The sequence below is a fragment of the Streptomyces sp. SLBN-31 genome (assembly GCF_006715395.1).
In the GTDB taxonomy this organism is placed as follows: domain Bacteria; phylum Actinomycetota; class Actinomycetes; order Streptomycetales; family Streptomycetaceae; genus Streptomyces.
Genome location: NZ_VFNC01000002.1, coordinates 783,635 through 808,080, shown reverse-complemented (window position 1 = coordinate 808,080; position 24,446 = coordinate 783,635). Strand labels below are relative to the sequence as shown.

Annotated in this window: 20 protein-coding genes; 13 read left to right on the top strand and 7 right to left on the bottom strand. The window is 72.8% G+C overall.

Going from position 1 to position 24,446, the window contains the following annotated elements; all coding sequences use genetic code 11:
* Positions 1-9 precede the first annotated feature (9 nt).
* On the bottom strand, positions 10-360 hold the full coding sequence (locus FBY22_RS23645; protein ID WP_142149075.1) for a hypothetical protein: 351 nt from the start codon (positions 358-360) through the stop codon (positions 10-12).
* A gap of 42 nt (positions 361-402) precedes the next feature.
* Positions 403-765, bottom strand: a complete 363-nt coding sequence (locus tag FBY22_RS23640; protein ID WP_142149073.1) for a DUF6479 family protein — start codon at positions 763-765, stop codon at positions 403-405.
* A gap of 180 nt (positions 766-945) precedes the next feature.
* Between FBY22_RS23640 and FBY22_RS23635 the strand changes: the two genes are divergently transcribed.
* From FBY22_RS23635 to FBY22_RS23610, 6 genes are all read left to right on the top strand, one after another.
* Positions 946-1,320: a ferredoxin gene (locus FBY22_RS23635; protein WP_142152477.1), complete on the top strand. Its 375-nt coding sequence runs from the start codon at positions 946-948 to the stop codon at positions 1,318-1,320.
* Between the two features lie 109 nt (positions 1,321-1,429).
* Positions 1,430-2,608, top strand: a complete 1,179-nt coding sequence (locus FBY22_RS23630) for an acyl-CoA dehydrogenase family protein (protein WP_142149071.1) — start codon at positions 1,430-1,432, stop codon at positions 2,606-2,608.
* A gap of 9 nt (positions 2,609-2,617) precedes the next feature.
* Entirely contained in the window at positions 2,618-3,460 is an 843-nt protein-coding gene (locus FBY22_RS23625) for an oxygenase MpaB family protein (RefSeq protein ID WP_174267249.1), read from the top strand.
* A gap of 62 nt (positions 3,461-3,522) precedes the next feature.
* Positions 3,523-5,754, top strand: a complete 2,232-nt coding sequence (locus tag FBY22_RS23620) for a serine/threonine-protein kinase (RefSeq protein WP_142149069.1) — start codon at positions 3,523-3,525, stop codon at positions 5,752-5,754.
* Positions 5,755-5,873: 119 nt separating this feature from the next.
* Positions 5,874-7,445, top strand: a complete 1,572-nt coding sequence (locus FBY22_RS23615; RefSeq protein ID WP_174267248.1) for an NAD(P)/FAD-dependent oxidoreductase — start codon at positions 5,874-5,876, stop codon at positions 7,443-7,445.
* Complete coding sequence (locus FBY22_RS23610; RefSeq protein ID WP_142149067.1) at positions 7,442-8,212, top strand: class I SAM-dependent methyltransferase; 771 nt, start codon at positions 7,442-7,444, stop codon at positions 8,210-8,212. The genes FBY22_RS23615 and FBY22_RS23610 overlap by 4 nt, the downstream gene beginning before the upstream one ends.
* Here the strand turns inward: FBY22_RS23610 and FBY22_RS23605 are convergent.
* Complete coding sequence (locus FBY22_RS23605; protein ID WP_260845086.1) at positions 8,209-8,808, bottom strand: TetR/AcrR family transcriptional regulator; 600 nt, start codon at positions 8,806-8,808, stop codon at positions 8,209-8,211. The two genes, FBY22_RS23610 and FBY22_RS23605, sit on opposite strands and share 4 nt — an antisense overlap.
* A gap of 134 nt (positions 8,809-8,942) precedes the next feature.
* Here FBY22_RS23605 and FBY22_RS23600 point away from each other — a divergent pair, with 134 nt between their 5' ends.
* Positions 8,943-9,965, top strand: a complete 1,023-nt coding sequence (locus tag FBY22_RS23600; RefSeq protein WP_142149063.1) for an aldo/keto reductase — start codon at positions 8,943-8,945, stop codon at positions 9,963-9,965.
* Positions 9,966-9,969: 4 nt separating this feature from the next.
* On the opposite strand, the gene FBY22_RS23595 is transcribed toward FBY22_RS23600, so the two are convergent.
* Complete coding sequence (locus tag FBY22_RS23595) at positions 9,970-10,386, bottom strand: ankyrin repeat domain-containing protein (RefSeq protein ID WP_142149061.1); 417 nt, start codon at positions 10,384-10,386, stop codon at positions 9,970-9,972.
* Positions 10,387-10,396: 10 nt separating this feature from the next.
* Complete coding sequence (locus tag FBY22_RS23590; RefSeq protein ID WP_142149059.1) at positions 10,397-12,220, bottom strand: serine hydrolase domain-containing protein; 1,824 nt, start codon at positions 12,218-12,220, stop codon at positions 10,397-10,399.
* A 165-nt stretch (positions 12,221-12,385) separates the two neighbouring features.
* On the opposite strand from FBY22_RS23590, the gene FBY22_RS23585 reads away from it, so the two are divergent.
* The 3 genes from FBY22_RS23585 (at position 12,386) to FBY22_RS23575 (ending at position 16,026) form a co-directional block, all read left to right on the top strand.
* Positions 12,386-13,495 (top strand): nitronate monooxygenase family protein, encoded by a 1,110-nt coding sequence (locus FBY22_RS23585; RefSeq protein WP_142149057.1) that lies wholly within the window; start codon positions 12,386-12,388, stop codon positions 13,493-13,495.
* Positions 13,492-15,054, top strand: a complete 1,563-nt coding sequence (locus tag FBY22_RS23580; protein ID WP_142149054.1) for an acyl-CoA synthetase — start codon at positions 13,492-13,494, stop codon at positions 15,052-15,054. The genes FBY22_RS23585 and FBY22_RS23580 overlap by 4 nt, the downstream gene beginning before the upstream one ends.
* 102 nt (positions 15,055-15,156) lie before the next feature.
* Complete coding sequence (locus tag FBY22_RS23575) at positions 15,157-16,026, top strand: hypothetical protein (protein ID WP_142149053.1); 870 nt, start codon at positions 15,157-15,159, stop codon at positions 16,024-16,026.
* A 54-nt stretch (positions 16,027-16,080) separates the two neighbouring features.
* On the opposite strand, the gene FBY22_RS23570 is transcribed toward FBY22_RS23575, so the two are convergent.
* Positions 16,081-18,483, bottom strand: coding sequence for a penicillin acylase family protein (locus FBY22_RS23570; protein WP_142149051.1), 2,403 nt, complete (start codon positions 18,481-18,483; stop codon positions 16,081-16,083).
* 106 nt (positions 18,484-18,589) lie between these two features.
* Between FBY22_RS23570 and FBY22_RS23565 the strand changes: the two genes are divergently transcribed.
* Positions 18,590-20,086, top strand: coding sequence for an acyl-CoA synthetase (locus FBY22_RS23565; RefSeq protein ID WP_142149049.1), 1,497 nt, complete (start codon positions 18,590-18,592; stop codon positions 20,084-20,086).
* 86 nt (positions 20,087-20,172) lie between these two features.
* Positions 20,173-21,675 (top strand): metallophosphoesterase family protein, encoded by a 1,503-nt coding sequence (locus FBY22_RS23560; RefSeq protein ID WP_142149047.1) that lies wholly within the window; start codon positions 20,173-20,175, stop codon positions 21,673-21,675.
* A 443-nt stretch (positions 21,676-22,118) separates the two neighbouring features.
* On the opposite strand, the gene paaK is transcribed toward FBY22_RS23560, so the two are convergent.
* Positions 22,119-23,417, bottom strand: coding sequence for a phenylacetate--CoA ligase PaaK (gene paaK / locus FBY22_RS23555; protein WP_142149045.1), 1,299 nt, complete (start codon positions 23,415-23,417; stop codon positions 22,119-22,121).
* A gap of 182 nt (positions 23,418-23,599) precedes the next feature.
* Here paaK and FBY22_RS23550 point away from each other — a divergent pair, with 182 nt between their 5' ends.
* Positions 23,600-24,436, top strand: coding sequence for an alpha/beta fold hydrolase (locus tag FBY22_RS23550; RefSeq protein WP_142149044.1), 837 nt, complete (start codon positions 23,600-23,602; stop codon positions 24,434-24,436).
* Positions 24,437-24,446: the final 10 nt, after the last annotated feature.

The following is a 24,446-nucleotide window of genomic DNA, read 5'->3' as shown; positions in this document are numbered from 1 at the left end:
CGGAAACTTCTAGGTGCGGTCGCCCTTCGGCTTGCCCCGCTGGTCGGGGGTGCCGTGCGGGGGCGCGCTGGACGGCTGGGGGGAGGTCGCCGGAGAGACCGGGGAGCCCGTGGTCCGGCCGTGCTGCTCGGGACGCAGGGCCGTGGGGTCGCCCCCGGTGGGCTCGGCGCCGGCACGCAGCTGCTCCAGCCGGGCCGACAGCACTTCGGTCACCGGCCGCCGGTCGGCGTGCGAGCGTTCGTAGGTGAGCAGCGCGTCGACCTCGTCGGCGGTCAGCGACCGCACCCGGCTCTCCAGGCCGCCCAGCGGAAGGTGGTCGTAGTCGGGCAGCGGCAGGGTGCTGCGGGCGGGGTCGGTCATGGCTCTCACTTCCTCTCGGGAGGGCGGTGGAAGGCCGCGGGATCAGTGTCCGCCCGGGCTCCCGCTGCCGAACGACCCGCTGTTGCCCCCGGTCCAGCGCGGGCGTTCCTGCGAGGCGGAGGAACGGGTCGGCGAGTTGCCGTGGCCCGGCAGCTCGTGCGGGGTCAGCCGGGTGTCGGAGCGGGGTACCTCGTCGGCCTCCCGGACCTCCCGGACCTCGCGGACGGGACCCCCGTCCGGCAGATGGGGCTGCTCCTCCGGGCGCGGCGGACCGGGCTCCCGGCGGCGGATGCGCGAGCCCATCCAGAAGGCGCCCATCAGCAGGGCCACGACCACGACACCGGCCGCGATGAGACCCATCGCGGAGGCGCTGCTTGCGGCGATGTGCATCGATGCGCTGTTCATGACCCGCGAGTACCCCGAGCCCGACACGTGAACCGGCCCGCTCTCCGCGGGGGCGCGTGAGACGGCCGCGGCTCTGTGCAGGTGACGCGTGAGGCGGCCCGGCTCGCCGCGGGTGACGCGAACGGCACGGCCACCGGCGACACCGTGTTTGACGGCGCGGGCCGCGGCTACCCGAACCGGGTGACTTCGACAACGACCCAGCAGGAGCTCTTCCAGTTCCTGGAGGACCGCTTCGCGTGCGCTCAGGCGTGCACGGAGTGCGCACGCGCGTGTGCTCTGCGCGCGAGCCTCGTGGACCCGGACGGCACGGAGGAGCAGGAACTCGTACGACGCAAGGGCATCATGTGCGCGGAGGTGTGCGACGCGACCTGTCGTGTGCTCTCCGAGCAGAACCGCCTGGACGAGGCGGGAATCCGCATCCAGGTGGAATGGTGCCGCACGGTGTGCCTGGAGGCCGCGCACGCCTTCGACCGGCTGGCCGGCACCGAGGACGGCGCCAAGGCCTGCCGGGAGTGCGCGCAGGCGTGCACGGACTTCCTCGCCACCCTGAACTGACCCCGGCCCGGCTCATTCCGCACCCTCGGGCACCCTCGCCATTCCCAATTACTGGAACACGTTCTACGGTGTGCGCCGTCAGGACCGGCCTGGGATGCCTGGAGGCGCCGTGCACCTCGAATACACGCCCGAGCAGCAGCGGCTGCGTGCCGAACTGCGCGACTACTTCGCCGAGCTGGTACCGGACAACGCCTACGCCCGGCACGCCGACCCCGCCGCGCAGAAACGCTTCTACCGCGAGACGATCCGTCGTCTCGGCACCGATCACTGGCTCGGCGTGGGCTGGCCCGAGGAGTACGGCGGCCGCGGCCTGACGGCGATGGAGCAGTTCATCTTCTTCGACGAGGCCGCCCAGGCCGGCGTCCCGCTGCCGCTCATGGCGCTCAACACCGTCGGCCCCACGATCATGCGGTACGGCACGGACGAGCAGAAGGCGTACTTCCTGCCCAAGGTCCTCTCCGGCGAGATCGACTTCGCCATCGGCTACAGCGAACCCGACGCCGGCACCGACCTCGCCTCGCTCAAGACCCGCGCGGTGCGCGACGGCGACGAGTACGTCGTCAACGGGCAGAAGATCTGGACGACCAACGGCGACACCGCCGACTGGGTGTGGCTCGCCACCCGCACGGACCCGGACGCCCCGCCCCACAAGGGCATCACCATGCTGCTGGTCCCCACCACCGATCCCGGCTACTCCTGCACCGTCATCACCACCCTCGCCTCCCACGACACCACCGCCAGCTACTACGAGAACGTCCGCGTCCCAGTCTCCCGCCGCGTCGGCGCCGAGAACGAGGGCTGGCGGCTGATCACCAACCAGCTCAACCACGAGCGCGTCACCCTGGCCGCCCACGGCACCATGGCCATCCGCGCCCTGCACGACGTGCAGCGCTGGGCCATGGAGACCAAACTCGCCGACGGCCGCCGCGTCGTCGACCTGCCCTGGGTGCGCCGCCTCCTGGCCCGGACCCACGCCAGGCTCGACGCCATGAAGCTCCTCAACTGGCAGATGGTGAACGCCGTCCAGAACGGCACCCTCACCCCGCAGGACGCCTCCGCGGTCAAGGTCTACGGCTCCGAGGCCCGCCGGGACGCCTACGCCTGGCTGATGGAGATCGTCGCCGCCGCGGGCGCCCTCAAGGAGGGCTCCGCGGGCGCGGTGCTCCACGGCGAACTGGAGCGCGGCTACCGCTCGGCGGTCATCTTCACCTTCGGCGGCGGCAACAACGAGATCCAGCGGGAGATCATCTCCTGGATCGGCCTGGGGATGCCGCGGGTACGGCGTTAGCCTGCGGGCATGGGTGATCCCGGGCTGTTCACGCCGAACTCCGTGACCTGGCAGATGCACGGCGACCCGATGATGTGGGTCGCCGGCATCCGCGCGCTCTACCTCCAGGCCCTGCATCCACGCGCGGTGCGCGGAGTCATGCAGAACTCCGACTTCCGCAATGACGCCTGGGGGCGGCTGATGCGGACCGCCGACTTCGTGGGCACCACGACCTACGGCACCACGGAGGCCGCCGAGCGGGCGGGCGCCCGGGTCCGCAAGATCCACCGGATGCTGTCGGCCGTCGACCCCGGCACCGGGGAGCGGTACGGCGTCGACGAACCAGAGCTGCTGCTGTGGGTGCACTGCGCCGAGATCGACTCCTATCTGCAGGTCGTGCGCCGCTCCGGCTTCCGCCTCACCGACGCCGAGGCCGACCGCTACATCGGCGAACACCGCGTCAGCGCCCGCCTGGTGGGCCTCGACCCGGACGCCGTACCCGCGAACCAGGCGGAGATGAACGCCTACTTCGACAAGGTCCGCCCCGAACTCGCCGTCGGACCCGAGGCACGCGAGGTGGACGACTTCCTGCTCCGCCCGCCGACGCATCCCCTCCTGGTCCCGGCGCGCGAGGTGCTGTGGCGGCGCGTGGCACAACTGGCCTACGCCGCCCTGCCGCCGTACGCCCACGAGCTGTACGGCAGACCGGCGCCGAAACCGGCGACCGTCACCCTGCGCCTGCGCGCCACGGGCAACCTGCTGCGCTGCGTCCCCGCACGCGTGCGCTGGCAACTGCCGCCCAAACACATCCTGCGGGCCATGGACCGGCTCGGCCCCGGGTCCCGCCCGGCACCGTACAAACTCGGACGATAGGTCGCCATACTGGACGAGCCAGGGGTGGGCGGGGCGAAGAGGTACGGGGGCGGTCGCGGACGATGGGGGACAGCAGGCTGATCCAGGGCCGGTACCGGCTGCTCGACCTGATCGGGCGGGGCGGTATGGGCGAGGTGTGGCGGGCCCGGGACGAGTCGCTCGGCCGGCACGTCGCCGTGAAGTGCCTCAAGCCCCTCGGACCCCACCACGACCAGGCCTTCACCAGAGTGCTGCGGGAGCGGTTCCGTCGCGAGGCCAGGGTGGCCGCCGCCCTCCAGCACCGCGGGGTGACCGTCGTGCACGACTTCGGCGAGACCGACGGCATCCTCTTCCTGGTGATGGAACTTCTCGAGGGCCGCAACCTCAGCCAGCTGCTGGAGGACAACAAGCACCACCCGCTGCCCGTCGCCGACGTCGTCGACATCGCCGACCAGGTCGCCTCCGCCCTCGCCTACACCCACAAGCAGGGCATCGTGCACCGCGACCTGAAGCCCGCCAACATCGTGCGGCTCACCGACGGCGCGGTGAAGATATGCGACTTCGGCATCGCCCGGCTCGGCCACGACATCGGCTTCACCTCCCGGCTCACCGGCACCGGCGTCGCGATGGGCACCCCGCACTACATGTCCCCCGAGCAGATCGGCGGCTCCGAGGTGGACCAGCGCAGCGACCTGTACTCGCTGGGCTGCGTCCTGTACGAGATCGCCACCGGAGTCCCGCCCTTCGACCTCGACGACCCCTGGGCCATCCTCGTCGGCCACCGCGACACCCCGCCCCGGCCGCCCCGCAGCCACCGCGCCGACCTGCCCGAATACCTCGAGAGGATCATCCTGGACCTGCTGGCCAAGCGTCCGGAGCAACGCCCGCCGGACGCCCAGGAGCTGGGCCGCCGTCTCGGTCTGGGGCGTACGACACCGGCGTACGTGCCGACCGTCGTGACCCCGCGGCCGGTCCTCCACCCGCCCGGGCAGCGGCCCGCGGGCACGCCCCGCCTGCCGTCCTGGACCCGCGGCATGACCAGGGGTCCCAAGGCCACCGGCGCCGGAGCGGACGCCACCCCGCCGGACGCCGCCGCCGGGCTGACCGGCGAGTGGATCCCGCGCCCCGTCACGGCGCGGCCTGGCGAGAGTGCGCCGGAGCCCTCCCCGCAGACACTCTCCGCCCTGGCCGGACGGCACAACGCCGGGCTCGCCCTGGCCCGGTCGGGACGCTGGACGGAGGCCGGGGAGGTGCACCGCGCCGTGGCCGCCGAACGCGCACGGCTGCTCGGCCCCGACCACCCCGACACCCTCGCCAGCCGCTACGAGGTCGCCTTCACCCTCAGCCGCACCGGCCACGCCGCCGACGCCCTGCGGGAGTACAAGTTCGTGGCCGCCGCGAGAACGCGGGCCCTGGGCGCCGACCACCCCGACACCCTGGCCGCCCGCCAGGAAATGGCCTACGTGCTGGGCCAGTTGGGCCGCCACTTCGACGCGCACCAGGTGTACACCGCCGTACTCGCCGCCCGCGAGCGCGGCATGGGCGCCGACCACCCCGACACCCTGCGCTGCCGCCACAACCTCGCCTTCAACCTCAGCAGGCTCGGCCGCCCCGAGGACTCCTACCACATGGCCCGCGACGTGGCCGCCGCCCGCGCCCGCGTCCTGGGGCCCGAGCACCCCGACACCCTGGTCACCCGGTACGAGGTCGCCTACGCGCTGGGTCAGCTGGGCCGCTGGCAGGAGGCGCTGCAGACCTACCTCGAGGTCGCCGAGGCCCGCTCCCGCGCCCTCGGCCCCGACCATCCCGACACGCTCGCCGCCCGCTACGAGGTCGGCATCAGCCTCGGCCGCCTCGGCCGCAGCGAGGACGCGCTCGCCCTTTACCGTGCCCTGATCGACGACCGCACCCGGGTCCAGGGAGCCAACCATCCCGAGACCCTGCGCGCCCGGCACGGCCTCGGCGTCAACCTCGGCCGGCTGGGCCGCTGGGAGGAGGCACTGGCCGAGTCCCGCGACGTCTGCGCCATCCGCGAGCGCGTGCTCGGCCCCGAGCACCCCGACACCCTCGTCAGCCGCCGCGAGGTCGCCGTGGGCCTGGGCTGGCTGGGCCGCTGGGCCGACGCCCTGACCGAGTACCGGCGGGTGGCCGCCGCCCGCGAGCGCGTGCTGGGACCCGAGCACCCGGACACCCTCGCCGGCCGCAACGACGAGGCCCACTGCCTGGAGCAGCTCGGCCGCGGCGCGGAGGCGGTCGAGCTGTACCGCAGGGTCGCGGTGCTGCGCCGGCAGCAGCGGGCACCCGGCGGGCAGTGACCACGCCGGTTCCGGATCGACGGCGGTGGTTCGCATCGCCGGTCGAGGAGACCGCGTGGCTGCTCACCGGTCGGCATCGCTCTCTGGCCGATCCGGATCAACGCGTGTTACCAAGAACCATGACCGCACACGAGGCACACCGCAGCTACGACGCCGTCGTCGTGGGCGCCGGCCACAACGGCCTGGTCGCCGCCGCCTACCTGGCCCGGGCCGGACGATCCGTGCTGGTGCTGGAGCGCCTCGGCCACACCGGCGGCGCCGCCGTCTCCACCCGGCCGTTCGCCGGCGTGGACGCACGGCTGTCGCGCTACTCGTACCTGGTCAGCCTGCTGCCGAAGAAGATCGTGCGCGACCTCGGCCTCGACTTCCGCGTCCGCGCCCGCACCATCTCGTCCTACACCCCCGTGGAACGCGCCGGCCGGGCCACCGGACTGCTGGTCGGCGGCGGCGAGAAGCGCACCCGGGAGGCCTTCGCCCGGCTCACGGGTTCCGACCGCGAGTACGAGGCCTGGCAGCGCTTCTACGGCATGACCGGCCGCGTCGCCGAGCGGGTCTTCCCGACCCTCACCGAGCCGTTGCCCACCCGGGAGGAGCTGCGCCGCCGCATCGACGACGAGGAGGCCTGGCGCACCGTGTTCGAGGAGCCGATCGGCGTCGCCGTCGAGGACCGCTTCGCCGACGACCTCGTGCGGGGCGTGGTCCTCACCGACGCCCTCATCGGCACCTTCGCCGACGCCCACGACCCATCGCTGGCCCAGAACCGCTGCTTCCTCTACCACGTCATCGGCGGCGGCACGGGCGCGTGGGACGTCCCCGTCGGCGGCATGGGCGCGCTGACCGACGCCCTCGCCAGGGCGGCCCGGGAGGCGGGCGCGGTCATCGCCACCGGGCACGAGGCGGTACGGATCGACACGGACGGACGAGCCGCCGAGGTGACGTACCGCTCGGCGGACGGCGAGGCCGTCGCCGCCGCCCGGCACGTGCTGGTCAACGCCTCCCCACAGGCCCTGGCCGAGCTGACCGGCGACGCGCCGCCCGCCCCCGCCGAGGGCGCCCAGCTCAAGGTGAACATGCTGCTCAAGAGGCTGCCCAGGCTGCGCGACGACTCCGTCGACCCGCGCGAGGCGTTCTCCGGCACCTTCCACATCGCCGAGGGCTACGAGCAGCTGGCCACCGCCCACGCCCAGGCCGCCGAGGGCCGGCTGCCCACCGCGCCGCCCTCGGAGATCTACTGCCACTCCCTGACCGACCCCACGATCCTCGGTGCGGACCTGGCCGAGCAGGGCTACCAGACGCTCACCCTGTTCGGCCTGCACACACCGGCCCGGCTCTTCGAGCGGGACAACGACTCCGTACGCGAGGAACTCCTCAAGTCGACCCTCGCCCAGCTCGACGCCCACCTCGCCGAACCGCTCGCCGACTGCCTGGCCGTCGACGCGGACGGCCGCCCCTGCATCGAGGCGAAGACGCCCCTGGACCTGGAGCGCGACCTGCGCCTGCCCGGCGGCAACATCTTCCACCGCGCCCTGTCCTGGCCCCACACCACCGAGGAAGGCACCGGGCGCTGGGGCGTGGAGACCGGCCACGACAACGTCCTGCTCTGCGGCGCGGGCGCGATCCGCGGCGGCGGCGTGAGCGGCGTCCCGGGCCACAACGCGGCGATGGCAGCACTGGAGGCGACCGGCGAGTGACCTCCTCGGCCGGGGACTTCTACGACTCGCTGGCCCCGGACTACCACCGGATCTTCCCTGACTGGGAGGCGAGCATCGCCCGTCAGGCCGGAGCCCTGGACGGCCTGCTCCGGAGCGAACTCGGTCCGGGGCCGCACCGGTTGCTGGACTGCGCCTGCGGAATCGGCACCCAGGCGATCGGGCTGGCCCGGGCCGGGCACCGCGTCGTCGGCAGCGACCTGAGTCCCGTCGCCGTCGCACGGGCCGCCGCCGAAGCCGCGGCCCGCGGCATAGGGCTACCGGTCGTGGCGGCCGACATGCGCCGACTCCCCTTCCGGCCCGGCGCCTTCGACGCGGTCGTCTGCGCCGACAACTCGATCGCCCACCTGCTGACCCTTCAGGACACGGCCCTGGCGCTCGGTGAGATGCGGCGGATGCTGCGCGACGACGGGCTGCTCGTGCTCACCCTCCGGGACTACGACGACCTCCGGCGCACCCGCCCCGCGTCGACTCCGCCCCAGGTGTCGTACGGCTCCGACGGCCGGACGATCACCTTCCAGCTCTGGCACTGGCACGCCGACGGCGAGCACTACGACCAGGAGTACTTCCAGCTCCTGACGCAGGGGGAGGGCTGGGAGGTCCGCGTCCGGCAGGCCGCCTCGCGGGCGCTGTCCCGGGAGCAGCTGATGGAGGCCGCGAGCGCGGCGGGGTTCACCGGCCTCGACTGGCGCACGCCGGACGCCACCGGCTTCTACCAGCCGGTCCTCACGGGCCGGGCGACAGGCTAGGACGGCGTCGCGCGCAGTCCCGCGACCAGGAGTTCGACCAGGCGGCGCGCGTCGTAGTCGGGGTCGCTCTCCGTGCCGGCGCACAGGTTGCCGACGCCGCGCATGAGTTCGTAGGCCGTCAGACCGGGGCGGATCTCGTCGGCGGCCTCCGCCGCGGTCAGCAGCTGTTCGCACACCGGCAGCAGGCGGTCCAGGAAGTAGGCGTGCAGCGTCTCGAACCCGGCGCTGTCGGACTGCAGGACACCGGCCAGCCCGTGCTTGGTGACCAGGAAGTCGACGAACCGGTCGACCCAGAGTGCCAGCGCGGTGTAGGGGCTCCCGCTGCTCGCCAGGAGGGCCGGGCCGGCCTCGGCACAGGCCTCGACCTGGTGCCGGTACACGCCGATGATCAGGTCGGCCCGGGTGGGGAAGTGGCGGTACAGCGTGCCGAGCCCGACACCCGCCTCGGCCGCGATGTCCCGCACCGGCGCGTCCACGCCCTTGGTGACGAAGACCGCGGCGGCCGCCTCCAGCAGCGTCTCCTTGTTGCGCCGGGCGTCCTTACGCCGGGACGGAGCACCGCGCCCGCCCGTCTCGTCGCTGTCGCCGTCCTTCACAGCGCTCTTCCCTCCACCATCGCTTGCAAAAACGGAACGCGGTTCCGTATCGTCATTCCGGAACGAGGTTCCGGTTTGCCCATTCTGGCAGAGCGGGGACCCGGTAACCAGCCATGCCATGAGGAGACACGGACATGCAGTACCGCACCTTGGGCCGCACCGGCGTGCAGGTCAGTACGCTCGCGCTCGGCGCGATGAACTTCGGCGCCATCGGGAAGACCACCCAGGACGAGGCCACCGCCATCGTCGACGCCGCCCTGGAGGCGGGCGTCAACCTCATCGACACCGCCGACATGTACAGCGCCGGCGGATCGGAGGAGATGGTCGGCAAGGCCATCGCCGGCCGCCGCGACGACATCATCCTGGCCACCAAGGCGACCATGCCGATGGGCGACGAGCGCAACCACCGCGGCAGTTCACGCCGCTGGCTGGTCACGGCGCTGGACGACAGCCTGCGTCGGCTCGGCGTCGACCACGTGGACCTCTACCAGATCCACCGCTGGGACCCGACCACCAGTGACGAGGAGACGCTGTCGGCCCTCACCGACCTCCAACGGGCCGGGAAGATCCGCTACTTCGGCTCCTCGACCTTCCCCGCCCACCGCATCGTGCAGGCCCAGTGGGCCGCCCGCGAGCACCGCCTGGGCCGCTACGTCACCGAACAGCCCAGCTACTCGATCCTGCAGCGCGGAGTCGAGGCCCATGTCCTGCCCGTCGTCGAGGAGTACGGGCTCGGCGTGCTGGTGTGGAGCCCGCTCGCCTCCGGCTGGCTGACGGGCGCCGTCCGCGAGGGCGCTGAAGTCACCACCAACCGCTCGGCGTTCATGCCGGAACGCTTCGACCTGAGCCTGCCGTACAACCGGGCCCGGCTCGACGCCGTGGAGCGGCTCGCCAAGGTCGCCGACGAGGCCGGCCTGACCCTGATCCAGCTCGCCCTCGGGTTCGTGACCGCACACCCCGCCGTCACCGCCGCGCTCATCGGCCCGCGCACCCTCGACCACCTGCGCAGCCAGCTCGCCGCGGCCGACACGGTGCTCTCCGCCGACGTGCTCGACGCGATCGACGCGATCGTCGCGCCCGGCACCGACCTCGCCGCCCACGAGAAGTTCGACGCGCCGCCCGCGCTGCTGGACGCGGCCCTGCGCCGCCGCGGCTGACGTGTCAGCCCGCACCGGCCGCGGTGAGGAGTTCGGCGGTGCCGGGGTGGGGACCGTTCTCCGCCCACCGCAGCGGGGACCAGCCCGTGCCGTGGTCCTCGCGCAGGGACGGATCGGCGCCGTGCGCCAGCAACTCCCGTACCACGTCGGTGTGTCCCCAGCAGGCGGCGGCGCACAGCGGTGTGCCCTCCGCGCCGGTCCCGCTGCTCTCGGCGTCGGGCGGGGCGCCGGCCGCCAGGAGCAGCCGGACGATCGCGGTCCGGCCGTTGACGGCCGCCTCGTACAGCGGGGTGGTGCCCTCCCGGTCGGCTCGTCCCGGATCGGCTCCGGCCCGCAGAAGCACAGCCACCCCGACGGCATCGTCCCCCAGGACCGCCTCGAAGAGCCGGTTGGTGAGCTTCTTCTGCCGCCGTCGGTTCATGGGCCGCACCCTAGCCAACACCGCCCCGACCGATCATGGCTTTTCCGTCTGCCCAGTCCGCCGAGGCGGTCCAGCCCACGGCCGTGATTCGTGCCGAGTCGGCCGGACGGGCCTCGTCGAAGAGCACGTCGTCGCCCGCCCGGACCCGGATCGCGTCGACGTACGCACCCCGCCCCACGTACAGCTTGTCCGTCGAGTACCGCCAGCGCACGGCGAGTTGAGCTGCCGTCGGAAGTTCGGCCGTCAGGCGGTGCCAGACGCGGCCCGACCAGCCCGTGACCGAACCCGACGGGTGCTGCCGCGCCTGCTCGCCGTGGCGGGTGGTGGTGAAGGGCAGGGGCTGCCAGGTGGCGCCGCCGTCCTCCGTGGTCTCCAACGTCATTGCGTCCGCGTCGGGTTCGGTGTCCCACCACAGTGCGGCGCCGAGCCGCGCGCCGCCCGGCCGGGTGTCGAGGGCGGGCAGGGTGAGCGTGGCCGTCGTGGCGTTCGCCATGCCGGAGAACCAGGCGGTACGTCCGCGCACGGGGCGGACGGGTACGGCCCGCGCCAGGTGGTTGCCGGCGGCGACCCGGGGAGCGGAACCGGAGCGCCACGTGCGCACCGGATGGACCGAGTTGCCGAGCACGACGAGAAAGGAGTCGGTCGACGGGTCCAGGACCAGCGAGGTGCCGGTGAAGCCGGTGTGGCCCGCGGTGCGCGGGGTCGCCATCGCGCCCATGTACCAGTGCTGGTAGAGCTCGAAGCCGAGGCCGTGCTCGTGGCCGGGGAAGGCGGTGTTGAAGTCGGTGAACAGCAACTCCACGGACTCCGGGCGCAGGATGCGGGCGCGGCCGTAGGCGCCGCCGTTGAGCAGTGTCCGGCCGAGCACGGCCAGGTCCCAGGCGCACGAGAACACCCCGGCGTGACCGGCGACCCCGCCCAGGCTGTAGGCGTTCTCGTCGTGCACCTCGCCCCACACCAGCCCGCGGTCCAGTCCGGACCACGGCGCCCGCTCGTCCTCCGTGGCCGCGATCGCGGGCCGCCAGGAGGCGGGCGGGTTGTAGCGGGTGCGCTCGAGGCCGAGCGGTTCGGTGATGTCCTCGCGCAGGAGGACGTCCAGGGTGCGGCCCGTGATCCTCTCCAGGACCAGCTGGAGGGAGATCAGATTCAGGTCGGAGTAGAGGTACTTGGTGCCGGGCGGGTTGATCGGTGCCTCGTCGTAGACGCGTTGGATCCTGTCGTCGTACGTCGGCGCCTTGTACAGGGGAATCCAGTCACGGAAGCCCGAGGTGTGGGTGAGGAGTTGGCGGACGGTGACGTCCTGCTTGCCCGCGGCCCCGAACTCCGGGACGTAGGAGGCGACGGTCGCCTCCAGTTCCAGTTCGCCCCGCTCCATGCGCCGCACCGCCAGCAACGAGGTGAACAGCTTGGAGACGGAGGCGAGATCGAAGACGGTGTCCTCGGCCATGGGGATCTGCTGGTCGGCCGGGAACTCGACGCCGGTGTCGGTCTTCTCGTCGTACGACCGGTAGCGCACCGCCATGCCGATGGGCCGGTGCAGCGCCACGGTCCCGCCGCGCCCGGCCAGCAGGACGGCGCCCGCGTACCACGGGTGCTTGGGGGAGGGGCCGAGGAACGCCTCGGCGTCCGTGACCAGTTGGCCGAGGTGCTCGGCGAGCAGACCGGCGCGTTCCGGCGAGCCGTGGCGCAAGGTGGGGCGGGCCGAGGCGGGGGCGGCCGCGGCCGCGGGACCGGCGGGGAACGGGGCGAGGGCCAGGGCGCCGCCCAGGGCGAGGGTTCTTCGGGCCAGTTGGCGCCGGGAGAGTCCCGGCCGGGCCGCCACGTCGTCCGTCATGGGTGAGCCTCCCGTGCCTGAAAGTATCTTTCCGGGATCACCTTGCGGACTGAAACTTTCATGTCAGGGGTGCCGTGTGTCAACAGGGCGGGGCATCGGCAAGAAATCTGACGGAGCATCAGAAAAGGCCTTCCGTCGTCCGGAGGACTGCGGCATCCTGCGCCCATGCAGACGGAGCTGAGCAAGAAACTGGGAGTCGAGCACGCCATCTTCGGCTTCACGCCGTTCCCCGCCGTCGCCGCGGCCATCAGCCGGGCCGGCGGCTTCGGAGTGCTCGGCGCGGTCCGCTACACCGCCCCGGACGACCTCAAGCGCGACCTCGACTGGGTCGAGGCGCACGTCGACGGCAAGCCCTACGGCCTCGACGTCGTCATGCCCGCCAAGAAGGTCGAAGGCGTCACGGAGGCCGACGTCGAGGCGATGATCCCCGAGGGACACCGCCAGTACGTCAAGGACACCCTCGCCAAGTACGGCGTGCCCGAACTCGCCGAGGGCGACGCCTCCGGCTGGCGCATCACCGGCTGGATGGAACAGGTCGCCCGCGGTCAGCTCGACGTCGCCTTCGACTACCCGATACGGCTGCTCGCCAACGCCCTCGGCTCCCCGCCCGCCGACGTGGTCTCCCGGGCGCACGACCAGGACGTCCTCGTCGCCGCCCTCGCGGGCAGCGCCCGGCACGCCCTCAAGCACAAGGAGGGCGGCATCGACATCGTCGTCGCCCAGGGCTACGAGGCCGGCGGTCACACCGGCGAGATCGCCTCCATGGTGCTCACCCCGGAGGTCGTCGAGGCCGTGGACCCACTGCCGGTCCTCGCCGCCGGAGGCATCGGCAGCGGACAGCAGGTGGCCGCCGCCCTCGCCCTCGGCGCCCAGGGGGTGTGGCTCGGCTCCCTCTGGCTGACCTGTACCGAGGCCGACCTCTCCTCGCCCGCCGTGACCCGCAAACTGCTGGCCGCCGGCTCCGGCGACACCGTCCGCTCCCGCGCCCTGACCGGGAAACCCGCACGCCAGCTCCGTACCGAGTGGACCGACGCCTGGGACGACCCGAGCGGACCCGGCACCCTCCCCATGCCCCTGCAGGGCCTGCTCGTCGCCGACGCCCTCACCCGCATCCAGAAGTACGAGGTCGAACCACTGCTCGGCACGCCGGTCGGCCAGATCGTCGGCCGGATGACCAGTGAACGCAGCGTCCGGGCCGTCTTCGACGACCTCACCCGCGGTTTCGAGAAAGCCGTCGACCGCGTCAACCGCATCGCCGGAAGGAGCGGTGAATGACCAGCACGACGAGCACGCCCCCGGCCGGATTCTGGGCCCAGGCCACAGCCGACCCCGACCGAAAGGTCCTTGTCGCCCCCGACGGCGAGGAGTGGACCGCCGGACGCCTGCACGCCGCCGCCAACCGCCTCGTGCACGGCCTGCGCGCCGCGGGACTCGCGCGCGGGGACGCCTTCGCGGTCGTCCTGCCCAACGGCGTCGAGTTCCTCACCGCCTACCTCGCCGCGAGCCAGGCCGGTCTCTATCTCGTGCCGGTCAACCACCACTTCGTCGGCCCGGAGATCGGCTGGATCGTCGCCGACTCGGGCGCCAAGGTGCTCATCGCCCACGAACGGTTCGCCGGCCCCGCCCGGCACGCCGCCGACGAGGCCGGCCTGCCGGCCACCCACCGCTACGCCGTCGGCGCGGTCGAGGGCTTCCGCCCCTACACCGAACTCCTCGACGGACAACCGGAGTCGGCGCCCGCCGACCGCGAGCTCGGCTGGGTCATGAACTACACCTCGGGCACCACCGGCCGCCCGCGCGGCATCCGCCGCCCACTGCCCGGCAGGGCACCCGAGGAGGCCTACCTCGGCGGATTCCTCGGCATCTTCGGCATCAGGCCGTTCGACGACAACGTCCACCTCGTGTGCTCGCCGCTCTACCACACGGCCGTCCTGCAGTTCGCGGGCGCGTCCCTGCACATCGGCCACCGACTGGTCCTGATGGACAAGTGGACGCCCGAGGAGATGCTGCGCCTCATCGACACCCACAAGTGCACCCACACCCACATGGTCCCCACCCAGTTCCACCGGCTGCTGGCCCTGCCGGAGGACGTCCGCCGCTCCTACGACGTCTCGTCCATGCGGCACGCCATCCACGGCGCCGCCCCCTGCCCCGACCACGTGAAACGGGCGATGATCGACTGGTGGGGCGACTCGGTCGAGGAGTACTACGCGGCCAGCGAGGGCGGCGGCGCCTTCGCCACCGCGGAGGACTGGCTGAAGAAGCCCGGCACCGTCGGCAAGGCATGGCCCATCAGCGAACTCGCCGTCTTCGACGAGGACGGCAACCGGCTGCCGCCCGGCGAACTCGGCACCGTCTACATGAAGATGACCACCGGCGGCTTCGCCTACCACAAGGACGAGGCCAAGACGCGGAAGAACCGCATCGGCGACTACTTCACCGTCGGCGACCTCGGCTACCTCGACGAGGACGGATACCTCTTCCTCCGCGACCGCAAGATCGACATGATCATCTCGGGTGGTGTCAACATCTACCCGGCCGAGATCGAGTCCGCGCTCCTGGCCCACCCCGCCGTCGCCGACGCCGCCGTCTTCGGCATCCCGCACGACGACTGGGGCGAGGAGGTCAAGGCGGTGGTCGAACCTGCGCCGGGACACGAGCCGGGCCCCGCAATGGCCGACTCGATCATGGAGCACTGCGCCGAGCGGCTCGCCGGCTACAAGCGGCCCAAGAGCGTCGACTTCATCACGGACATGCCCCGCGACCCCAACGGCAAGCTGTACAAGCGGCGGCTGAGGGAGCCGTACTGGGAAGGGCGGACCCGGCCCGTGTGACGGGCACCGGCCGACGGAGGAGGGATCGAACGCCGCGCGCCGTCCGTGCGTCGTAGTGGGGCACCGCGTTCGTCACCGTCACCGTCGGCCCCGGGGGACCCCATGCGCACCACTCGCGCAGCCATGCTGCTGTCCGTACTCGCCCTGCTCACGGCCGGAGGCTGCGGCGGCGAGTTGGCCGCGGGCGGCGGTCCGGGCTCGCAGCGGACCTCCCAGGCCCGGGCGCGCGCGGTCGCCGAAGCCTGGCGCGGTTCCGAGGCGGCCGAGGCCTGGACGAAGGGCTACTACCCCCTGGGCGACGTGGTGCAACTGCCCGACGGCGCCTTCCGCACCGACGCCGACAAACGCGCCTACGCCACCGAGAACTTCGTCCTGCGCACCACCCTGCCCACCGTCGCGCCGCGCACCGGCCGGGTGAGGTGGTCCCACGGCGGCTCGCTCACCCTGCCGCTGACGGGCGCGCGCGAGGCGTACGACTCCCTGGCCCGCGGCGGCAACGACGGACCGCATCTCACCGTGACGGACGCCCGGCTCGGCGAGACGACCCTGCTCACCAGCCGCGGCCCGGCGACCGTCCCGGCCTGGCTGTTCACCATCGAGGGCTACGACACCCCGCTGAAACGAGTGGCCCTCGACCCCTCGCGCCCGGCCGCCCCGCCGATCCGGCCGGCGGCGAAGGTCCCGAGCGACGAACTGTGGCCCCTGGGGCGGCTGATGAACGTCGCCCGCGACGGCCGCTCCCTCACCGTGATCACTCAGCACGGCGGCTGCGACGAGGGCCCCGCGGTCGGCGTCCTGGAGTCCGACGACAGCGTGGTGCTGTCCGCGTCGATCACCGGGCGCAAGGGCGGCATCTGCACCAGCGAGATGATCGGTGAGCCGAGGACGGTCACCTTGAAGCGGCCGCTGGGCGACCGCATCCTCCTGGACGCCTTCACCGGTCGCCCGCTGACGTCCCCGAGCGGTGGCTGAGCCGGATCGGCCCCCACCCCGCGCACGCCGCACGGGACGGGGGCCGTACGGTGCTCAGCGGTGTTCGCCGACCCGGACCACCCGCAGCGCGGGCGAGGCCAGGACGTCCTTCTCGCAGAACCGGGCCGTCACCCACCTCTCACCGGCCAGCAGCCGCGTCTGGTCGCTGTAGTGGGGCGAGTCGGCATTCGACGACTGGGAGTACGTCAGCAGCGTGCGGGCCACCGGGCAGCCGCTGCCGTCCCAGCCGACGGCCTGGATGTGGCTGGACCCGAACGGCACCTCCGTGTAGGCCCCGCTCGCCGCGTCCCACGTCGGCTCGATCACGTTCCACACACCGAGCCGGTTCGAGCCGCCCGGTACGGGGATGCGCTCGCCACCCCGGACGACGTACTGGTGGTCGCCGAGCCGGGCGTCCAACGCGGTGCCCTTGCCACGTAGTTCCGCCACCGCGTCGGCGAGGGCCGTGGCGAAGCCCGGCGCAGTGGTGTTCAGCGTGTTCGGGGTGCGGACCGGGTCCGCTGCCGAGAACGGCACCTTCCAGAGCCGGCCGGGCGGCACCGCGGCCGTCAGCTTCCGCCAGAAACGGTCGAAGAGCAGCGCTCCCCGGCTGTGGGTGTCCATGGTCCGCCCCCAGGCCGCGAGCACGGGACAGGCCGCGGAGACGTCGACCACCGTGCCGTCACCGGCCGTCGCCGTGCCACCGGCCAGCGCGGCACACGCCTTCGCGGCGTCGGCGGCGGCCAGATCACCCGCCGGCACCCGGTTGGCGAACTGCTGCCGTTGCAGGTCCCGGACGGTCAGCCCGCCCCGCCGCGCCATCGCCGCGACGTCCTCGACGCCGCCCCTGGTGCGCAGCGAGCGCGGGGTGCCGATGTCGCCGAAGACCCGCTCGTAGCCCGTGAGCGGTCGGTCCTCGTTGGCCAGCCACGCGCTGTCGTTGGAGTTCTCGGCGTAGGGCGCGTCCTTGAGCGTGGGCATGCGGGCGGGGCCGAGGATGCCGGGCTGTACGGCGTCGGCGTCACTGCCGATCGCGCAGTCGCCGCGGGAGCCGTCGAGCACCGCGAGACCCGCCTGCGGGTAGGTGATCCTGCCGAGGTCCGTGGAGCACCGGGCCGCGAGGTCGTCGGTGATCCGGGGCAGCACCTGTGACTGGGTGTACAGGGAGTGCCCGGCGGAGTCCGCGGCGACGGTGTTCACCCAGGGAAGCCCTTGGTACCGCTTCAGGGAGGCGAGGACACCCGCGGTCGAGCGCGCCCGGGCGAAGCCGAGCGAGGTGTCGGGGAAGCGGAAGTTGGCGGCGTTCGGGTCGTTGAGCGCGTACGCCGTCGTCGCGGTCCAGGGCAGCGGCGGATCGCCCTGGGGATCGGCGACGACCGGGCCGTACCGCGTCCACCACTGGCTGCGGGTCACGGAGGTACCGCCCTTGACGGGCACGGTCACCGTCCGCTTCGTCATCCGCTCCGGCCTGCCGTCGACCAGGTAGACGGTGGGGTCGGCCGGGTCCAGGGTCAGCCGGGTCAGGTTGAACGGGACACCGGTCGCGACGGTGTGGGACCACGCCACGCGGGAGTTGTAGCCGATGGAGACGGTGGGGGAACCCAGCAGCGAGCCGCCGGCCACGTCGAGCCGGCCCGGGATGGTCTGCTGCGACTGCCAGAACCGGCGTCCGCCCTGCCATGGGTAGTGCGGGTTGCCCAGCAGCAGGCCCCGGCCGTTCGCCGTGGTCGCGCCGCTGAAGGCGACCGCGTTCGACCCCATGTCCGCCGACCGGTCCCGCACCAGCCCGACCAGGGCATCGGCCCCGGCGGCCCGTTCCGTCGCCGCGCTCCCGGAGGGCGGCTCGGCGCCGGTGATCTCGTCCACGGCGCTGCCCTGGCCGGCCAGCACCGAGAGGGCGTAGAAGCGGACGGCCACGTCCGTCGCGGTGACGGGCCGCAGCCAGGCGGCGCCCGCGCAGGCGGGGTCGGTGACCCGGTTCCGGGCCAGCCACGCGTTGTACCCGGCTGCGAAGCCCCGCATCAGGTCCTTCACGTCCTTGCTCGGACCCAGCGGGGCCCTATGGGTGAGCAGCCGCTCCACGGTGCCGGACCGGCGTACGCCCCGGAAGTACAGGTCACTGGCGAGGTTGGTGGACGCCGACGACAGCGAACGGTCGGTCGTCGCGTCGGCGCCGAAGTAGCGTGAGCGCTCGCCGCGCACGGTGGTGAAGCCGTCGGCGAGCAGGCACACCTGGTCGGCGGCCTGTGCCCAGCCGGTGCCGAAGCCCAGGTCCGGGTAGTCCTTGGCCACGATGTGCGGGATTCCGTACTCGGTGTAGCGGATGACGGCGGACAGACCGCCGTGCGAGGGATGTTCCTGGCGGCTCGGACGCTCGGCCGCGGTGGCCGGCAACGCGGTCGCGGCGGTGAGTAACGCGACGGCCGCGACGACCAGTCGTCTTCTACGGGTGCGCAATGGTGTCTCCCAACATCCTTGAGAGGAGCGGTGGTTGAGCATGCCCGCGGTGGTGACCCGCCCGGGTGCTTGACCCGCCCCGGCCACGGACCGAGGATCATGAGTCATGACGCAGGGACAGGGCAGCACGGTTGACGGGGTGCTGCGGCGCAGCGCCCGGCGCACCCCGGCGCGGGTCGCGATCGAGTACGCCGACCGCAGGTGGACGTACCAGGAACTCGACGAGGCCGTCTCGCGCGCGGCGAGCGTCCTCCTCGGCCGGGGCCTGGCCCCCGGCGACCGGGTCGGCGCCTACGGCCACAACAGCGACGCGTACCTGATCGGCTTCCTGGCCTGTGCCCGCGCCGGACTCGTGCACGTCCCGGTCAACCAGAACCTGACCGGCGACGACCTCGCCTACATCGTCGGCCAGTCCGGCAGCTCCCTGGTCCTCGCCGACCCCGACCTGGCGCCGCGGCTCGCCGACGGTGTGCGGACGCTGCCGCTGCGCGACGCCGAGGACTCCCTGCTGGCCCGGCTCGCGACGGCCCCCGCGTACGACGGCCCGGAGCCGCGCACCGAGGACCTCGTGCAGCTGCTGTACACCTCGGGCACCACGGCCCTGCCCAAGGGCGCGATGATGACCCACCGCGCCCTGGTCCACGAGTACCTGAGCGCGATCACCGCACTCGACCTCAGCGCCGGCGACCGCCCCGCGCACTCGCTGCCGCTGTACCACTCGGCGCAGATGCACGTGTTCCTGCTGCCCTACCTCGCGGTCGGCGCCACGAACATCATCCTCGACGCCCCCGACGGCGACCGCCTCTTCGACCTGATCGAGGCCGGCCGCGTGGACAGCCTGTTCGCGCCGCCCACGGTGTGGATCGGCCTCGCCAACCGCCCCGACTTCGCCACCCGCGACCTCGACGGGCTGCGCAAGGCGTACTACGGCGCCTCGATCATGCCGGTGCCCGTCCTGGAGCGTCTGCGCGAGCGGCTGCCGAAGCTCGGCTTCTACAACTGCTTCGGGCAGAGCGAGATCGGCCCCCTCGCCACCGTGCTGGCGCCCGACGAGCACAAGGGCCGCATGGACTCCTGCGGCCGGCCCGTCCTCTTCGTCGACGCCCGCGTGGTCGACGAGAACGGCAAGGAAGTGCCCGACGGCACCCCCGGCGAAATCGTCTACCGCTCCCCGCAGTTGTGCGAGGGGTACTGGGACAAGCCCGAGGAGACCGCCGAGGCCTTCCGCGACGGCTGGTTCCACTCCGGCGACCTCGCGGTGCGCGACGCGCACGGCTACTACACGATCGTCGACCGGGTGAAGGACGTCATCAACTCCGGTGGCGTACTGGTCGCTTCACGCCAGGTCGAGGACGCCCTGTACACGCACGACGCCGTCGCCGAGGTGGCCGTGGTGGGCCTGCCCGACGAGCGGTGGGTCGAGGCCGTCACGGCGATCGTCGTCCCCCGCCGGGACGTCACGGAGGCCGAACTCATCGAGCACGCCCGCCAGAAACTCTCCCCGTTCAAGGCGCCGAAGCGGGTGGTGTTCGTGACGGAACTGCCGCGCAACGCCAGCGGGAAGATCCTCAAACGGCGCCTGCGGGACCGCTTCGGCACGTGACGCGATGCACAAGCGGTCTCCTGCCGTATCCGGTGTTGCCACCGCTACCATGAGTCATGTATACGGCAGGAGGGCACCCAACAAGCATGCGATGCTGCTTCTCCGCTCCTCTCGCCGCCCTCGCCGGAGTCCCCGGCCCCTGTGAGGTGCTGCGCTCGGGAGCCTTGCTCGCTCCGGCCCTGCTCAGGGCCGCCTCCGCCGCCCGCTCACGCCTCCCGCACCCGCACCAGATCGCGGCCGTCCATCTGGAACTGGTCACCCTGACCGAGGACCGCGCCGTCATCACGTGGTACACCGGCGTCCCCGGCACCGACGACGGCTTCGGCCGCATGCTGCCCGCCCTCACGGAGGGCGAGGTCGTCTACGGCACCCACCCGTCCCACCTGAACCGCACCGCGGGCGAGGACGGGCCCACCGCCCACCACCACGTGGAACTCACCGGCCTGGAGCCGGGGCAGACGTACTACTACCAGGCCCGCTCCCGGGGCGTGGCCGCCCGGCCCACCACCCTGCACCTGGTGCGCGGCAACGCCGCGGGCACCTCCCTGCACGGCCTGGGCTCGCTCGGCGGCCCGTACGCCTTCACCACGCCGCAGCCGCCGCCCGGCCGCCACCTGATGTCCATCGCCCTCTGCAACGACCTGCACCTCGGTGAGACCGTCGCCGGCCTCGTGACCGGCTTCCCCCTGCTGCGCGGGGTGTCGCAGGAGCCCGGACTGCCGCCGTACCCGGAGATCATGACGCGGGCCCTGGTGGAGGAGGCCCTGCGGCGCGGAGCGGACCTGCTGCTGGCCGCGGGCGACATATCCGCCGGCGGCGGCCCTGCCGACCTGGCCCGCGCCAGGGGCATCCTCGACGGCTTCGGCACCCATGACCGCGACTACTTCGTCGTCCGCGGCAACCACGACCGGCCCGGCTCGGAGGACGTCGACGGCGACGGCTTCCGCCGCGGGTTCGGCCGCGCGGACGAGTCCGGCTACTTCGCCCGCGAGCTGGGCGGTCTGCGGATCATCGGCCTGGACACCTACGAGAAGCGGGGCAACGGCGCCGACTCGGGCGGGCTCGGCCCCGAGCAACTGGCCTGGTTCCGCAGCCGGTTGCGGGAGAACCGGGAACAGCCCACCGTGGTCTTCGGGCATCATCCGCTGACCGTACGGGACTCGCTCTTCCCCGTCAGCGCGGGACAGCGCCTCGGCCGCCGCCAGGCCCGCTCCATCATCGACGCCTACGCCACCACCCCCGGCGTCTTCCTCCATCACGCCGGCCACACCCACCGCAACAAGCGCACCCTCGTACCGCAGGCCCCGCACGTCGCCCTGCAGGAGGTCGGCGCCGCCAAGGAGTACCCCGGCGGTTTCAGCCTGCTCAGGATCCACTCCGGCGGCTACGCCCTGAACTTCTTCAAGGCGCGTGGCGCGGAGGCCCTGGAGTGGGGCGAGCGCAGCCGCCGAATGGCCGGCGGGCTGTGGCCGCACCACGCGCTCGGCCGCTCGGTCACCGACCGCAACAGCGTGGTCTTCCGCGACCTGTCCGGCATCACCCGCCCCATGTCACCGCCCCTCGCCATCACGGCGGCGGAGAACGCCTGACCACGGGTTTCGGTTTCGCGCGGACGCGGGTCCACGCCTGCCCGGGGGCCGCCGGCGGGCGGCTGCAGGCCCGCGCCCGATGACGCGGTCACAGGCGCGCGGACGCAGGCCCGCCCCTGATCCCGGATCTCAGGCGTGCGGACGCAGGCCCACGTCCGCCCCTGGCATTGACTGCGCCCCGACCCGCGCTCACGCCTGGCCGCAGGCGTCAGGCGTGCGGACGCGGGCCCGCGTCCGATCAGGGTTTTCGGGTGCGCCGCCGCAGGCCCGCGTCCGTCCCCGGCCTTGCCGGCGCCCCGAGCCACACTCACGCCTGGCCGCAGGCCTCAGACGCGCGGACGCAGGCCCGCCTCCGGTCAGGGATTTCGGGTGCGCCGCCGCAGGCCCGCGTCCGTCCCCGGCCTTGCCGGCGCCCCGACCACGCTCACGCCAGGCCGCAGGCCTCAGGCGCGCGGGCGCAGGTCCACGATGCGGCGGATCTTGCCCACCGACCGCTCCAGGGACTCCGGTTCGACGATCTCGACGGCGACCGAGACACCGATGCCGTCCTTGACGGCCGCGGCGATCGCCGCAGCGGCGGCCTCCCGCACCTCCGCCCCCGCGTCGGCGCGGGCCTCGGCCCGCACGGTGAGGGCGTCCATACGGCCCTCACGGGTCAGCTTCAGCTGGAAGTGGGGCGCCACCCCCGGCGTCCGCAGCACGATCTCCTCGATCTGCGTCGGGAAGAGGTTCACCCCGCGCAGGATCACCATGTCGTCGCTGCGCCCGGTGACCTTCTCCATCCGCCGGAACACCCGGGCCGTACCCGGCAGCAGTCGCGTCAGATCGCGCGTGCGGTACCGCACGACGGGCATCGCCTCCTTGGTCAGCGAGGTGAACACCAGCTCGCCCTCCTCGCCGTCCGGCAGCACGTCACCGGTGATGGGATCGACGACCTCCGGATAGAAGTGGTCCTCCCAGATGTGCAGCCCGTCCTTGGTCTCCACGCACTCCTGCGCCACCCCGGGACCCATCACCTCCGACAGCCCGTATATGTCGACGGCGTCGATCGCGAACCTCTCCTCGATCTCCCGCCGCATCTCCTCCGTCCACGGCTCGGCGCCGAACACGCCGACCCGCAGTGACGTACCGCGCGGATCGACGCCCTGCCGCTCGAACTCGTCGAGCAGGGTGAGCATGTACGACGGCGTCACCATGATGATCTGCGGCTCCAGGTCCCGGATCAGCTGGACCTGACGGGCCGTCATGCCGCCGGAGGCCGGGATGACCGTACAGCCGAGCCGCTCGGCGCCGTAGTGCGCGCCGAGACCTCCGGTGAACAGCCCGTACCCGTAGGCCACATGGACCTTGTCGCCGGGCCTGCCGCCGGCCGCCCGGAGCGAGCGGGCCACCACGTCGGCCCACACGGAGAGGTCGCCGTCCGTGTAGCCCACGACCGTGGGGCGCCCGGTGGTCCCGCTGGAGGCGTGGATGCGGCGGATGCGGTCCTGGGGCACGGCGAACATCCCGTACGGGTAGTTCTCGCGCAGGTCGGCCTTGGTGGTGAAGGGGAAACGCGCGAGGTCGGACAGGGACTCGCAGTCCTCCGGCCGCACCCCTGCCTTGGCGAAGGCCTCACGGTAGAACGGCACGTGTTCGTACGCGTGCCGCAGCGAGGACCGCAACCGCTCCAGCTGCAGCGCCCGCAGCGCCTGCGCGTCAAGTCGTTCCCCGCTGTCCAGCAGCTCCGCACCATCCGCCATGGGGGCTTCTCCCTCACCGACCACATCAATTCGGGCGACCGATCATTCGGTCGAGCTCTTCGGGATCAAGTAATTCAGGCCACCCACGGGCAGGCAAGGGGTCCACCCGGAATTTCTCACCGGGACCGCGGGGCGCGGAACCCCGTTGCGACCCGCGGGGACCGTCCGTGAAGATCGGCGGCATGCCTACCTTCACCGCCCCGGACGGAACCGAGCTGGCCTACCACTCACGGGGGGAGGGCGCCCCGCTGGTCGTCCTGCCCGGCGGGCCCATGCAGGCCTCCTCCTACCTCGGTGACCTGGGCGGACTCGCCGCGCATCGGCGGCTGATCCTGCTGGACCTGCGCGGCACCGGCGACTCCGCGGTGCCGGCGGACCCGGCGACGTACCGCTGCGACCGGCTCGTGGACGACGTGGAGGCGTTGCGGGTCCACCTGGGGCTGGAGCGCATGGACGTGCTGGCGCACTCGGCCGGCGGCAGCCTCGCCATGCTCCACGCCGCCCGGTATCCGCAGCGGGTGGCCCGGCTAGTCCTGGTGACCGCGATCCCGTGGGCACTGGGCCTGCGGGCGACCCGGGAGCAGCGGCTGGCGGCGGCCCGTGCGCGCAGTGGTGAGCCCTGGTTCGCGGAGGCGTTCCCCGCCTTCGAGGACTGGCTGGCCGGAAGGTCCGACTTCGACCCCGTGTTCGCGCCGTTCTACTACGGCCGCTGGGACCGGGCCGCCGCCGAGCACATGGCGCGCTCCGACGCGGAGTTCAACGACGAGGCCCACGACATCTACGGCTCCGACGGCGCCTACGACCCGCCCGCCACCCGCGCCGCCCTCGCCGAGGTCACCGCGCCGGTGCTGGTCCTCGCCGGCGGCCTCGACGGAGGGCCTTGCCCGGACCTCGCGCGCGCCGCCGCCGACGTGTTCCCGAACGCCGAGTTCGACGTCCAGCCCGGTGCCGGGCACTACCCGTGGATGGACGACGGGGAGTGGTTCGCGCGGCGGGTCGCCGCGTTCCTTGACCGGTGACCCACCGGAC